At 57.3% G+C, this 13,639-nt stretch carries 14 protein-coding genes and 1 pseudogene; 4 read left to right on the top strand and 11 right to left on the bottom strand.

The genetic code is table 11. The features are described 5' to 3' along the window. Positions 1-107: 107 nt before the first annotated feature. Genes QMZ18_RS22365 through QMZ18_RS22355 form a run of 3 tightly spaced genes read left to right on the top strand, consistent with a single transcriptional unit; the run spans position 108 to position 2,891 of the window. The gene (locus tag QMZ18_RS22365; protein ID WP_282608580.1) at positions 108-848 is read left to right on the top strand and encodes an ATP-binding cassette domain-containing protein; all 741 of its coding nucleotides are present in this window, start codon (positions 108-110) and stop codon (positions 846-848) included. After that, positions 845-1,858 carry an ABC transporter permease gene (locus QMZ18_RS22360; protein ID WP_322097261.1) on the top strand — a complete coding sequence of 338 codons (1,014 nt, stop codon included), beginning with the start codon at positions 845-847 and terminating at the stop codon, positions 1,856-1,858. Before QMZ18_RS22365 ends, QMZ18_RS22360 begins: the two co-directional genes overlap by 4 nt. A gap of 40 nt (positions 1,859-1,898) precedes the next feature. Next, positions 1,899-2,891: a sugar-binding protein gene (locus tag QMZ18_RS22355; protein ID WP_282608579.1), complete on the top strand. Its 993-nt coding sequence runs from the start codon at positions 1,899-1,901 to the stop codon at positions 2,889-2,891. A 123-nt stretch (positions 2,892-3,014) separates the two neighbouring features. Here the strand turns inward: QMZ18_RS22355 and QMZ18_RS22350 are convergent, their stop codons facing one another. The 3 genes and pseudogenes from QMZ18_RS22350 to QMZ18_RS22340 all read right to left on the bottom strand — a co-directional run bounded on the left by QMZ18_RS22350 (position 3,015) and on the right by QMZ18_RS22340 (position 4,600). Then, entirely contained in the window at positions 3,015-3,386 is a 372-nt protein-coding gene (locus tag QMZ18_RS22350) for a GntR family transcriptional regulator (RefSeq protein WP_282608938.1), read from the bottom strand. A gap of 93 nt (positions 3,387-3,479) precedes the next feature. Continuing rightward, positions 3,480-3,659: pseudogene (locus QMZ18_RS22345) on the bottom strand (3-keto-5-aminohexanoate cleavage protein); the annotation flags it as partial. Next, positions 3,656-4,600, bottom strand: coding sequence for a 3-hydroxyacyl-CoA dehydrogenase (locus QMZ18_RS22340; RefSeq protein WP_282608578.1), 945 nt, complete (start codon positions 4,598-4,600; stop codon positions 3,656-3,658). The gene QMZ18_RS22340 and the pseudogene QMZ18_RS22345, both read right to left, overlap by 4 nt. Positions 4,601-4,772: 172 nt before the next feature. Between QMZ18_RS22340 and QMZ18_RS22335 the strand changes: the two genes are divergently transcribed. Continuing rightward, positions 4,773-5,549 carry an SDR family oxidoreductase gene (locus QMZ18_RS22335; protein ID WP_282608577.1) on the top strand — a complete coding sequence of 259 codons (777 nt, stop codon included), beginning with the start codon at positions 4,773-4,775 and terminating at the stop codon, positions 5,547-5,549. A gap of 8 nt (positions 5,550-5,557) precedes the next feature. Here QMZ18_RS22335 and QMZ18_RS22330 read toward each other — a convergent pair whose 3' ends face one another. From QMZ18_RS22330 to QMZ18_RS22295, 8 genes are all read right to left on the bottom strand, one after another. Continuing rightward, the gene (locus QMZ18_RS22330; protein ID WP_282608576.1) at positions 5,558-6,757 is read right to left on the bottom strand and encodes a mandelate racemase/muconate lactonizing enzyme family protein; all 1,200 of its coding nucleotides are present in this window, start codon (positions 6,755-6,757) and stop codon (positions 5,558-5,560) included. Next, positions 6,757-7,689: a D-2-hydroxyacid dehydrogenase gene (locus tag QMZ18_RS22325; protein WP_282608575.1), complete on the bottom strand. Its 933-nt coding sequence runs from the start codon at positions 7,687-7,689 to the stop codon at positions 6,757-6,759. The genes QMZ18_RS22330 and QMZ18_RS22325 overlap by 1 nt, the downstream gene beginning before the upstream one ends. Before the next feature lie 85 nt (positions 7,690-7,774). After that, positions 7,775-9,085: a TRAP transporter large permease subunit gene (locus tag QMZ18_RS22320; protein WP_282608574.1), complete on the bottom strand. Its 1,311-nt coding sequence runs from the start codon at positions 9,083-9,085 to the stop codon at positions 7,775-7,777. Further along, positions 9,085-9,672 carry a TRAP transporter small permease subunit gene (locus QMZ18_RS22315; protein WP_282608573.1) on the bottom strand — a complete coding sequence of 196 codons (588 nt, stop codon included), beginning with the start codon at positions 9,670-9,672 and terminating at the stop codon, positions 9,085-9,087. The genes QMZ18_RS22320 and QMZ18_RS22315 overlap by 1 nt, the downstream gene beginning before the upstream one ends. A gap of 131 nt (positions 9,673-9,803) precedes the next feature. Continuing rightward, positions 9,804-10,829, bottom strand: a complete 1,026-nt coding sequence (locus tag QMZ18_RS22310; protein ID WP_282608572.1) for a TRAP transporter substrate-binding protein — start codon at positions 10,827-10,829, stop codon at positions 9,804-9,806. A gap of 114 nt (positions 10,830-10,943) precedes the next feature. Further along, positions 10,944-11,750 (bottom strand): ABC transporter permease, encoded by an 807-nt coding sequence (locus tag QMZ18_RS22305; protein ID WP_282608571.1) that lies wholly within the window; start codon positions 11,748-11,750, stop codon positions 10,944-10,946. Further along, the gene (locus QMZ18_RS22300) at positions 11,737-12,504 is read right to left on the bottom strand and encodes an ABC transporter ATP-binding protein (RefSeq protein WP_282608570.1); all 768 of its coding nucleotides are present in this window, start codon (positions 12,502-12,504) and stop codon (positions 11,737-11,739) included. Before QMZ18_RS22300 ends, QMZ18_RS22305 begins: the two co-directional genes overlap by 14 nt. A 60-nt stretch (positions 12,505-12,564) precedes the next feature. Next, positions 12,565-13,566 (bottom strand): ABC transporter substrate-binding protein, encoded by a 1,002-nt coding sequence (locus QMZ18_RS22295; RefSeq protein WP_282608569.1) that lies wholly within the window; start codon positions 13,564-13,566, stop codon positions 12,565-12,567. Positions 13,567-13,639: the final 73 nt, after the last annotated feature.

The following is a 13,639-nucleotide window of genomic DNA, read 5'->3' as shown; positions in this document are numbered from 1 at the left end:
ATTTTGCATATCTCTTGTAAGGTGTTTGGAATAAAAATTTGCGGTTGTGCGTCCTTTGCACGGCTTTGAACCCGCAGAGAGCGGGAGCAAATAGGGAGGAACAGTCGGTGACTCTGCTGTCGCTCAAAGGCGTGAGCAAGAACTTCGGCGCCATCCAGGCCCTCACCGGGATTGATCTGGAGATTCAGCCTGGCGAAGCCGTCGGCCTGATGGGAGACAATGGCGCCGGTAAATCCACGCTGGTCAAAATCATCGCGGGCAATTTCCCACAAAGCGGCGGTTCGATCGAGATCGAAGGCCGGCAGGTCCAGTTCCATAAACCGATCGACGCACGCCACGCCGGAATTGAAGTGGTCTATCAGGACCTCGCACTCTGCGACAACCTTACGGCCGCTGCCAACGTCTTCCTGGGCCGGGAGATCAAGCGCAGAATCGGCCCCTTCTCCTATCTCGATCATCAGGCCATGTACGACAGGGCCGGAGAACTGTTCGTCGAATTAAAGTCCGAGACACGCCCCCGTGATTACGTCCGGCAGATGTCGGGCGGCCAAAGACAGGCCGTGGCGATTGCACGGACCCGCCTGAGCGATCCCAAGCTGGTGCTGATGGATGAACCGACCGCGGCGATCTCGGTCCGCCAGGTCGCCGAAGTACTCGATCTGATCAAGCGGCTGAAAGAAACCAACCACGCGGTCATTCTGATTTCGCACCGCATGCCCGATGTTTTCGAAGTCTGCGACCGGGTGGCTGTGCTGCGTCGCGGCCGGAAAGTTGCGGACAAGGCTATCGCGCAATCCACGCCTGAAGAGGTAACGGGCTTGATCACAGGAGCGATCGAAGCGGCATGACCACGGAAACGAGAGATCACGCAGCCATCGACCAGACGGTCACCACGCGCAAGGAGATGTCGGGCCTTCAGGCAATTGTGCGGACCCAGCCATTTTGGGTTCTCGTGTCCATCCTAGCAATCGGCGCCGTGATGTCCGTCGTCTCCGATGTCTTCATGACCGACCGCAATATGTTCAACGTCACCCGCAACTTCGCGTTTTTTGGGATCATGGCGCTTGGAATGACGGCGGTGATCGTGACTGCTGGCATCGACCTTTCAGTGGGTTCCCTGATGGGGCTGGCCGGGATCGTCACGGGGTTGGTGATGCAGGCGGGCTTTGGCGTGGGCCTCGGGTTCCTGGCCTGCATCGGTATGGCGGGGCTGGTAGGCCTGATCAACGGCGTGCTGATCGCCTATCTCAGGCTCGCACCCTTCGTAGTCACTCTAGGAATGCTGGCGATCACGCGCTCGGTGGCGATGGTCGCCTCCAACAATAAGATGATCTACGAATTCGGTCCGGACCAAGAACTCTTCGAGTGGATCGGCGGCGAGAGTGTGATCGGAGTTCCCAATCCTGTCTGGGTGCTGATCATCCTGACCATCGTGTTCTTCCTCGCCTTCCGCTACACTACATGGGGCCGCTGGGTTTTCGCGGTCGGCGGCAACGCCGATGCCGCGCGGCTGGCCGGTATTCCGGTTGAACGCGTGATCGTCTCGGTTTACGTCATCTGCTCGATGTGCGCCGGACTGGCGGCCTTTCTGCTGGTCGGCTGGTTCGGATCGGTCACCAATGCTCTTGGCTTAACTTACGAGCTCAACGTGATCGCGGCTTCTGTGATCGGCGGCGCAAACCTCATGGGCGGAGTCGCCTATGCTTTGGGGGCGCCCATCGGTGCGGCCCTGATGGAACTCATCCGAAATTCCCTGCTATTGGCCGGGATCGATGCCCTGTGGCAGCAGTTTTTTGTCGGCCTCTTCATCATCCTCGCCGTGCTGCTGGAGCGTATTCGCAATAGAAGCGGACCCTGAAACGGGTCTCCAAGTTGATAAACCAAAGGGAGGATCAAGAGTGAAAAAGCTAATCCTAGCGACCTGTCTGGCCGCGCTGGCCTTACCCGGCGGCGCCGTGGCAGCGGACAAACTAAAATTGGCGCTTGTGCCCAAGGCGATGAACAATCCCTTCTTCGATCTGGCGCGCGATGGCTGCTACAAAGCGCAGGATGAAATGTCCGATGTTGAATGCGTCTACATCGGTCCGGGTGAACACACCGAGCTGGAGCAGATCCAGATCGTGCAGGATCTGATCAGTCAGGGTGTGGACGGCATTGCCGTGGCCCCCTCGAACGCGCCTGCGATGGGTAAGGCCTTGAAGGCCGCCGTCGCCGCTGGAATCCCGGTGATGACCTGGGACTCCGACGTTCTCGCAAAGGATATCGGTGTGCGCTCGACCTATGTCGGGACCAAGAACTACGACATCGGAGTCAATCTGGCCAAGATCGCTCAAACACTTCAGCCGAGCGGCGGCAAGGTCTGCCTGCAGACCGGCGGCGCAGCCGCAGCCAACCACAACGAACGCCTGCAAGGCATTCGCGATACGTTATCGGGCGCATCCGGCACGACGGCACCTGGCAACATGTTGAAGGGTGAAAACGGTTGGACAGAAGTCGCCGGTTGCCCATTGATCACCGACGATGACGGCAACAAGGCCATACAGGGCATGACCGACATCCTGATCAAAGAACCGGACCTGACCGCGTTCATTTCAACGGGCGCCTTCACGCAGTGGTTCGACAATGCCTACCGTCAGGCTGTGGCACCGCACAAGGCCCGCGTGGATGACGGATCGCTTTCGATCATTGTCGCCGACACGCTGCCTATGCAGATGGAGCAGTTGAAGGACGGCCTTTCCAACGGACAGGTCGGCCAGCGTCCTTTCGAGATGGGCTACAAAGCCATGTTCATCCTGAAGGATCTGGCTGCTGGCAAAGCCGTCGCAGATCCAATCTATACAGGACTGGACGTCTGCACTAAGGACAATGCCGATAGCTGCCTCGTTCAGTAACACAAGCCGATACTCTGGAATCCGGCGACAGAGGCACTCTCTGCCCTCAGCCGGTCCGCAATACTCAAAAGGGGCGTTCTTGCGCCCCTTCTTTCTTTTTCGCATTGAAGTGGATTTGAAACTTCAGCCTAAGAGTTTCAACAATACTTGGTAGGCGCCGTCTATATCGGAACGGATCGCAGCCTTTACCGCTGCTTTATCACCCTTCTTGATCGCCGCAATCATCACCGCATGCTGCTTGTTGGCTAACTTCGGATTGCCGGACTCGTGCAGCAAATTGAAATAAGGGCTAATCTGCAGCCACAGATTCTCGATTACACTGAGCGAAACCGGCGATCCAGCAGTGCGATAGGTCTTGAAATGAAACACTCGATTGCCACGCAGGAAACCCTTCACGTCCCCTGTGCCAATAGACTCTTTCATTTTCTTGTATTGCGCCTGGAGAACTGCAAGTCCGGCCGGTGTAATTTTGTCGACAGCCCACTCGGCGGACAGGCTTTCAGTTTCGATATGTACGTTACGCAGGTCCTGCAGGGTCTCCCTGTCCAGTTGCGCGACGGGAAACTCTACTGCTTTTGGCTGAACTTATTGATCCGGCTGGCCGTTCATTGGATCCCGTGCGTGCAGATGAACGATGGAGGCACCGGCTTCTGCTGCACCAATAGCCGCATCCGCGATTTCTTCAGACGTAACTGGGAGGTGCGGCGACATACTCGGCGTATGGATCGAACCGGTGACCGCGCAGGTGATAATGACTTTTTCGCTCATGCTTTAGTCGCTCCCAATTCACACGAAGACTTGTGGGCCTGGAGTGCCGCCAGACGTTCGTTGCGCCAATCGGTAAGAGCGGCAATGCGTTCAACATCCGCTTCGTACGGCCAGCTCCGTAGAACTTTTTCGACGGCGTCCATGGCAAACGCATCTGCACCCGGCGGATCTTCCATCAGGCGCTGGTAAAACCCGTTGTAGCGTGCACAGTAATCTGCAATGCCACCGGGTGCATTGAGTTCGATCGTCTCGAACGGTCCCATGAACGACCAGCGCAGACCAAGCCCGTGTTTGACCGTCTTGTCGAGGTCTTCAGGTGATACCACACCGTCGCGGACCAAGCGGAAGGCTTCCGCAAGCAAAGCCCCCTGAAGCCGGTTCAACACGAAACCGTCGACTTCGCGTTTGACCATGACCGGGATCTGGCCGATCTGACTATAGACTTCGCGTGTCCGTTCGATCGTCGTCTCACTTGTCCAGGGCGCAGCGCATATTTCGACCAGCGGAACGAGATGTGGCGGGTTTACCGGATGGCCGACCACACAGCGCGCCCGGCCTGGCAGGTCTTCGGTAAATCGTGAGCCAACAATGGCAGATGTCGAAGATGCCAGGATCGCTTCGGGTGGGGCAAACCGGTCCAGCTCGGTAAAGATTCTGCGCTTGATGCCGCAGTCCTCCGGGCCGTTTTCTTGAACGAATGCCGCGCCTGCGACCGCTTCCTCCAACTTCGCCGCTACAGTGATCCGCGCGACAACGTCCCCAACTGAACCAGCCAGGCCATGCCGCTCGAGAACGCTGCAATCCTGCGTCAGAGAGTTCTCCAAGCCCGCCCGCACCTCGGCCGATGGATCCGTCATAGTGACTGTCCAACCGGATCGGGCAAAAACCAACGCCCAAGCACGACCGATAAGTCCAGAACCAACGATTGCGGCCTGCGGCATGACTGTTTCCTTTCACTACGACTCTGGATGGAATCAAAAATTGGAATGCTTTTGATATTTGATCAAAGATATTATGTTAAGAGGCGATAACGCTGTCGAGTCATTTGCCGGGCAAGGTCTCACAGTTAATCACGCGCGTGATCATCCCGGCGATCAGGAAAGGCATTGAGGCATGGACTTGAATATTGTGGGACTGAAAGTTGTCGTGACTGCAGGCGCTGCGGGAATCGGTCTGGCAACTGCCCGCGCATTTCAGAAAGAAGGTGCGCAAGTTGTTGTCTGCGATGTCGACCCGGACGCCGTCGCCGAAGTGGCAGAAAAACTTCCCGGCGTGCTGGCGACGGCATGTGACGTCACCGACCGGAGCGCCGTCTCCAACTTTATCGACGCCGCCGCAACGCACATGAACGGCCTTGACGTTCTCATCAACAACGCCGGCAATGCCGGCCCCACCGCACGCGTCGACGATATCAATCCGGAGGACTGGGACCGCTGCCTCGATGTCTGTCTGACCGGACAGTTCAATTGTACTCGCGCAGCTGTCCCTCACCTGCGCAAAAGCGAAAATGCCTCGATCGTCAACCTTTCCTCAGCCGCCGGGCAGCTGGGCTTTGCCATGCGCACACCCTACGCCGCCGCCAAATGGGGCGTGATCGGTTTTACGAAGTCGCTGTCGATCGAGCTCGGCGGCGACGGCATCCGGGTCAACGCGATCCTGCCGGGTATTGTCGCGGGCGATCGCCAGCGCCGGGTCATGGAAGCCAAGGCGCAGCAAAAGGGTGTCTCTTTCAAAGAGATTGAAGCCGAAGCCTTCTCCTACACCTCGATTAAAGACTATGTCACTCAAGAGCAGATCGCAGATCAGATTCTGTTCATAACCAGCCCGCGCGGCTGCACGATCTCTGGACAGGCGATCTCGGTCTGCGGCGACATCAAAATGCTCGCCTAATCGAAACCTTACTGTTTCCAGCTGTCGTCCGGCGGTGGGCCCCAGTCGTTCAGCATACAGGAGTATACGGCCGTCTCGTCGAAGGGGTAGCGCGCCTCGATCTCCGGTGACAGCGTGATCCCCAGCCCGGGTGCCGTGGGCCGGAGCAGCCGCCCAGCCTCAATATGTCCCTGATCACCCAGCATCTCGGCGCCCAAAGGAAAGGCCAGCATCGGATATTCGACCAGCTTACCGTCGCCGGCAAAGGCGGCATGATAACTGGCCATGATGGCGACGGCACCGCCCCAGGCATGCACAACGACAGCGGTGTCTTTCTTGCGGGCAGCCGAAAAGATATCCATGACCGCCCCGATGCCGCCGATCACCGAGGCATCGGGCTGGACGAAATCATAAACATCGTTGTTGATGCGCTCGATCATTTCTTTGGGTGTCGTGATAATCTCGCCGCCGCAGACCTGTACATCGATGCGCGCGCGCAATTCCTTGAAACCTTCCGGGCTGTCGGGGCCGATCGCCTCTTCAATGAAGACCATACGCTGGTCGGTCTTGGTATGGACGGCCTCGACGAAGGCGACCACATCGTCAACCGCCTGGGGTGGATCGGCAAGATTTTGACACATGTCAACACCGACCCTGATACCGCGCCGGGCGGCCTCATCCAGAATCCAGACGGTTCGGTACACATCCCCTTTGACGGACCGGATTTTATAGAGATCGATCCCTTTCGATTCCAGCAGGTCGAGTTCCTTTAGAAACTGATCTTTGGCATCACAGCAGCCTCCACTGCCATAGATCGGGATGCTGGAGTCCCGAGCGCCCCCCAAGAGCTCGTAAACGGGTATGCCCAGGCTCTTGGCCTTCGCATCCTGCAGCGCGATTTCGAAGGCAGAAATGACATGACGCGCTGCACCCTGCAGCGACCAGTAATCGCAGATGCTGCGCAGGTCCCGAACCCGCCGTTCGATATCAAAGGCATCCTTGCCTTCGATATAAGGCTGGCACAAATCGACGATGGACTTGAACACCAACGGCGCGAAGACCGCCAGATAACCCTCTCCGATTCCGGTGGTGCCGTCCTCCAGTGTCACCTCGACCATGCCGACGGTACGCTTGGGTCCGTTCGGAAAGCACTCCTTGATCTCGGGATCATCTGCATCTGCGTAGGGTGAACTGAGCAGTATGCACCGAACTTGGTTTACTTTCGACATCAATAGCCCCGTAAAAAATCCACTGTTCCCGCAGGCTGGTCGCCCCTGCGGTAGCGCTCGAGTTTCTGTGAGAAGACCTCTAGTTTGCGATCGATCTCGTCCGCGGTCCCGCCGCCACTGTGTTGCGTCAAGATCATATTCGGACAGGTCCAGAACCTGTGACCGTCCGGCAGAGGTTCGCTCAAGGTCACGTCCACCACCGCACCGCCAAGACTACCCGCGGTCAAAGCGTCGGCTAGAGCCTCCTCATCGACCACCGAACCGCGGCCGAAATTTATGAACAGCGCCGTATCCTTCAAACCGGCCAACCGCTCGCGGCTGAAGGCGCCTCTGGTCGCGGCAGTGTCGGGAACCGTCGAGACAATGACGTCTGCAGTCGCCAGCGCAGTATCGATTGCCTCCCTCTCCCATTCCCGGCCAATGGGGATCAGCTCGCAATCAAAAGGCCGAAGCAGTTCCGCCAGGCGCCGGCTGATCGTTCCGTAACCGAACAGCACGACGGCCGCACCCTTCAGCGTCCGCAACTCCGTGCGCAGCGCGTCCCCCTGCCAGTCCTTATCCCGCTGCAGGCAAACCAGACGATCGATCCCGCGATAGAGCGCGAGAATTCCAGCCAGAATGGATTCCGCGACTGGTTCGGTGAAAAAGCCGGCCAGGTTGGTCATGGTCACCCGGTCGCCCAGTTCGTGCCAATTCAGATCCGTGTACTCACCAAAACCCACCGATTCGAGCTGTACCCACCGCAATGCCGGCGCCTGTGCAATCCAATCAGCAGGCGGATTCCCAAGTACGACTTCACACTGCCTGAATGACGGTTCTATCGGTGCGCCCTCATCGAAGCACCCATGGAGATGAAGCTTGTCTTCTCCGGCGATCTCACGCAGACGAATCGCCTGCCTGTCATTCAGATCGAGGCTCACAAAAATTTCCATCTAATTGGACCTCCCAGTTTCGCGCTCAACAGCCAGACCTTCATCATGCAGGCATTCCTTCTCCCAATTCGGTCATTTTGTAGGCTTAGAAAGGCCAAAGAGAAATTTCGGGAAATAAAATGAGCAGGGACAGAACGAAGATCTGAATGCAAACGAAGGGGATAAACGCCCGGTAGATGTCGAAGAGACTGATGCCGGGTGGCGCAACACTCTTCAGGAAGAAAGCGGAGGGTCCTAACGGCGGCGTCATAAAGGCAACCTGCATATTGACCGAGAAGAGGATACCGAACCAGATCGGGTCATAACCGATCGCCTTCACGATTGGCACAAAAATCGGCAGGGTCAGAATAGCGATACCGATCCAGTCCATGAAGGTTCCAAGAACGAACAATGACGCCATCATGATGATGATGATGATGATCGGCGCGACATCCAGGCTTGTGAAAACGGACGTCACGTAGCGCCCGCCCCCCATCAGATTATAGATGCCGACAATGGCGATCGCACCCATACCTGCCCAGATGATGATTCCGCAGGTATTGAAGGTCTGATCGACGCTTTTTTGCAAAACCTCGGGCGTGAAGCGCCTTTTGATGGCTAAGATTATCGCTGCCCCAGCGACACCCAGCGAGGCCGCCTCGGTGATTGAGGCAATGCCTGCGTAGATCGTACCAAGAACAAGAAAGATGAGCATCAAAGGTAGGAGAACCAGACGCAGTGCGTCGCGATGGCTTGATGTTTCGATCTCCGCTTCAGGCAGCGGTGGGCCGTCAGCGGGACGGAGGTGGCAGCGCACGCCGATGTAAATGAGATAGGAGAGCATCAATATGGTGCCCGGCGTGATCGTGGCGATAAAGAGATCGCCGATCGAGGTGCGGGTGATCATTCCATAAATAATCAAGACGATTGAAGGCGGAATCATCGTGCCGAGCGCACCGCCTGCACAGACAGAACCTATAGCGATATCCTTGGCGTAGCCGAGCTTCAGCATCTGCGGCAGTGCGAGCATACCCAAGAGCACGGTCTCGCCCCCAATAATGCCCGACATGGCGGCCATGAAGAACGCAACGATCACCGTTTGAATGGCGACTCCGCCGCGCAGCCGTCCGGCAAAAATACGCATGCCGTGAAACATGTCCGCTGACAAGCCGGACCGGTCCAGCAGCGAGGCCATCAACACAAACATCGGAATGGCGATCAGACTGTATTCAGTGACGATGCCGTACATTCGACTGGTCACGATGGTTATCGCGTCGGGGCCGAACCAACCAAAGGCGAATATCAGCGCGACGGCCGACGTCGCGAAGCCCAGCGGTACGCCGGTGAGCAGGATGACGAACGCGAGGCCGAAAATCAGCCAGGTTCCAGCTTCGATGCCAATGGAAGATAATCCCATTACTGGCCTTCGGTGTCCGGAGCGTCAGAAGTCTTGAGATTCAGCGCATGTCGGAACTGCGCGATAGACTGAACAAAAAGAAAAACACAGGCGACAAGCAACGCCAATTTGGTAAATGCGGGAAACGGCGGATTCCAGAACGATCCGGAGCGCTCGAAGTAGAAGAGCAAACCAGGCCGCGCGTGCGTCGCGTCCCAGGCAGTGAGTGCTGCCACATAGACCAGCGCCGCACAGATCGGGATCAGGAGAAAGCTGCGCACCAGATTCAAGCCGCGCAACCAATTGACCGGCAAGAGATAGCGCAGCAAGTCAATCTTTACATGCTGGTTTCTGGCCATGGCCCGCACGCCACCGATCAGAAACACAACGGCGATCAAGAGAGTCGAAGTTTCATGAACCCATATGGTTGGTGAATCGAGAACGTACCGTGCAACAACTTCGTAGACCGATATCACTGCCACGAATGGCACCAACCAGCCGACTGGCCGGACAAGTCTGTCAAGAGAGTGATCAGTTCTGGTGTTGATCTTGCCTTGATCGAAAAGCTCTGAGTCAAGCTTGGAATGGGAATTGTCGCGTGATGTCATAAGCGGCTTTCTGGAGACTGATCGTTGCTCGAGACTTTTTGGGTTGTCGGACAGCGTCGCAAAAGCGTTACGGGCTTCGCCCTTGTCCAGCATGACGCCGGAACAAGAGCAACAGCCGCGCAGACGACTGGCTACATCAAGCCATTTGCTTTCAGATGGGTCGTGATCGAGTCGTACACCTTCTTTGCGTTCGGCGACTGACCGGCGAAATCGGCCCAGACTTTTTGGGCTATGTTACGAAAGCGGGCACGTTCCTCTGGCGGCCAGTCCACAACGGTGATGTCCTTATTGGCATTGGCGGCCGCGACTGCTTCGCGGTCCGCTTTATCCAGGCCGGCGCGAATGGAGAAGGACAACGCTTTATAGGAGGTTTCCAGTATTTTCTGATCCCCCGGCTCCAACGCATCCCAGACCTTCTGATTGACCGTCAGAGCCAGCAGTGTCGTGGAATGAAAGCCAGGATAGACCGGGTAACGCGCGACATCGTGAAAGCCTTCCGCGTGATTGGTCGCAAATCCCGCCACATCGGATGCATCGATGACTCCCTTGTCGATCGCAACATAGACCTCCGACAATGGCAGGCTGACCGGTGCGGCTCCAGCCTCGGCAAAGACCGCGCTGACCATGCCTTCCGGTGCACGCAGCTTCAAGCCCTTCAGATCTGCTACGCCATCAAGCTTGCGATTCGAAACGAATGCCTCGACTCCCGGGCAGCTGACGCCGACAACGTATTGACCATAAGGCGCATAGAGCTCGCGCATCAGCTCCAAACCGCCGCCGGCATAAATGTAGTCCATCGCCTGCACGGCATCGCTCCAGGCGCCCACCGTATTTCCGACCAGACCGAAGGCGGGATCGGAGCCGGACCAATAGCCGGGTGAAGCGATCTGTCCCTGCAGAATACCGTTCTTGACCGCGTCCAGCGCCGTGTCATACCGCACCACAGCATCAATCGGCACAATTTCGATATCGACCTGTCCGCCGGTCATGACATTTACATCTTTGGCCCATTGCTCCAGATAAGGCGTATCAAAATCATTCGGCAAGGATGAGGTCTGGATCGTCATCTTTACGCTTTCCGCCTGCACGGGCGCCGCCAGAACGGCAAGCAGAGATAGACCACCGCTCACCGCAAGATTCTTGACTAAACGTTTCATCGGGTACTCCCTTTTCTGTGATTTACAGATAGTTTTACGAACGTTCGATCGTTCTTGTCGTTGATATGAATTGCATGCAGGATCGGACCGGGCTCACCGCGACTCTTCGCTTGGTCACGGCCGAGACCGCCGGACTGAAATATGCCAGGGGATCAGCAGACGCTCGGCCAAGGTAACGCACCCGAAGAGCGCGAGCCCCAACAGCGTGAGAAAGAAGATCCCGGCGAACGCCAGATCAGGCCGCATGTTGCCGGTGACGATCTGGATGTAAAATCCGAGTCCCTCGTCTGATCCGATGAATTCGGCAATGGCCGCCCCGACCGTCGCGTTGATCGCAGCATACTTAAAGCCGACGAAGCACTGCGGCATGGCGGCCGGCAGGCGGATCTTGAAGAAGGTCGTCCAGGCTCCCGCTCCGGTCGAGCGGCAGAAGCGCGTGAGTTCTTCGCTCAAGGAATTGAAGGCGAGGATCGCGTTCAATACGACCGGGAAGAAACACACCAAAAACACGATGATAACCTTCGGGAGCAAACCGAAACCGAGCCAGGAAATAAACAACGGCGCAAAAGCGATCTTCGGCACCATCTCTATACAGACGAAAAAGGGATAGATCGTGCGCCGCAGGATAGAGGAAAAGGATATTGCGAGACCGAGCGGCAATCCCACAAGCAACGCGACGACGTAGCCGATCACGGTCTCGAGCCCCGTGACGTAAGTGTAGTAAATCAGCCGATCGATATCCGCCCAGCCCTTCGCGACGATCAGCGACGGCGGCGTCAGGATGTAGCGCGGGATGTCGAAGAGCTCCACCGACCATTCCCAGAACAGAAAAAAGCCGACGAAAAAGGCAATGAACATCCAGGAGCGCTGGACCCAGGCTCCGGTACGCTCGAATAGTCCCGGACGGTCAGATGACGCCATAGCCACGGAAAATCTCCTGGATATCGCGCACGTAGCGCGCAAATTCACTTGAGTTTTTGACGTCGAGATCGCGGGGAAACGGGAGGTCGATGGGAATGACCTCCTCAATACGTCCGGGACGTGGTGTTATGACTGCAACACGGCTGGAAAGCTGGACCGCCTCCTCGATCGAATGGGTCACGAAAACTACGGTCGGACGCTGCTGCATCCAGAGTGCCTGGAGATCCTTGCGGATACTCTCGCGGGTCATGGCGTCGAGTTTCCCAAGCGGTTCATCCAACAGCATGGTCTTAGGATCATGGACCATGGCCTGACAGAAGGCCGCACGCTGCTGCATGCCGCCCGACAGCTCGTAGGGGTGCCGTTCCGCAAAGTCTTTGAGATGTACGGAATCCAGCAGCATGTCGATACGCGCGCCGTGCTTGCTCACCGGCATGCCACGCATCTCGAGCTGCAATTCGATATTCCCCTGGACAGTCCGCCAGGGCACCAGGGTGTTATCCTGGAACATGATGCCGATGTCGGTTCGCGGGCCTGCGACTGTCTGGCCGGCGAGCCTGATGTCACCTTCGCTGACCTCCAGCAGACCGGCGATCATCAGCATCAGGGTCGATTTTCCGCACCCCGAAGGGCCAAGAAAAGAGATGAACTCTCCGTCCTCAATTGCCAGATCGACGGGTCCGAAGGCGTGCACGGCATCGGCGCCCGATCCGAAAGTCTTGGACACGGCCGTTAGTTCGATAAGAGAAGTCATTTTGGCTTCAGAACTCCGACGGCCGGAGGCACAACCCGCGTCCGGTCGTCATAGGCACAGTTATTTGACGAAGCTGTTGTCGTAGAATGACGCGGGTTCGGCCTTGGGATCGAGGTCATTGTACTTCTTCATTAGATCGACCATGTCATCCCAGTCGGAGGCAACATTGAGCCCCAGCTTCTTATCGCTGTTGGCCGAGGAGTAGAGGACACTCAGGGTCACGTCGAGCACGGCGCGTGCCTGTGCCTTTCCCTGTTCTTCCGCCATGGTTCCCCCGACGATGTCAGCCATGGAGTTGACAGCGGCATCGGGATCCTTCTCCGCCTCTTTGTAGGACTTCACGGTCGCTTCGACGAACCGTTTCACCAGGTCCGGATTGTTCTTGAGCGTGTCCGTGTGAGTCGAGATGCAGTATCCGACCTGATTCACGCCGAAGTCCGAATAGGGAAAGGTGATTGGCGTATCGCCGCCATTGGCCTTGATCTCGGCCGGTTTGTCATCGAGGCCGCCAAGGATTCCGATGGCATCTCCCGCCCCCTGCAGATAACTGGAGACCAAGGCACCGTCCGGGACGTTAGTCAGATTGATGTCGCTCGCCGAAAGGCCCGCATTTTCCAAAACGATCGGGAAGAAGGTGTTCACTCCGGCATTCGCTGTCGTCAGCAGCTTCTTGCCCTTCAGGTCTTTGATCTCTTTAATTCCGGCGTCGGGCCGGACGATGACGGCTTCCGTGCCCATGGCATCGATCACCGCGACAGAGACCAGCGGCGCACCTTGCGACGCCAAGTTGACCATGGCGCCACAGGAGCCGTAGGCGAAGTCGCTATCGCCATTTGCCACGAGACGATGTGCCGAGCTGGAACCGTTACCGGAGCGGATATCGATATTGATGCCCGCGTCCTTGTAGTTCCCCGTATCCTTACCGAGAGCGAAACCGGCGTGGGAGCCGTAGTACATCCAATTCAGGCGCAAGCGGACATCGTCCTGCGCGGCGGCGGTCGAAGCCAGCCCGATCAAGGCGGCCGTGGCCGTTCCGGTTATGAGGATTCTTAGATCTTTCATAGCTGCTCTCCCTTTCTTCTTTTTTTGCGCGGCTTTAAGGCGGCCGCCGGAAATTCGCTCCATATCTCGCTAG

This window comes from Pelagibius sp. Alg239-R121, assembly GCF_947331435.1.
Taxonomy (GTDB): domain Bacteria; phylum Pseudomonadota; class Alphaproteobacteria; order Kiloniellales; family Kiloniellaceae; genus Denitrobaculum.
The sequence above is the reverse complement of the archived record's forward strand: the minus strand, read 5'-3'. Positions and strand labels throughout refer to the sequence as shown.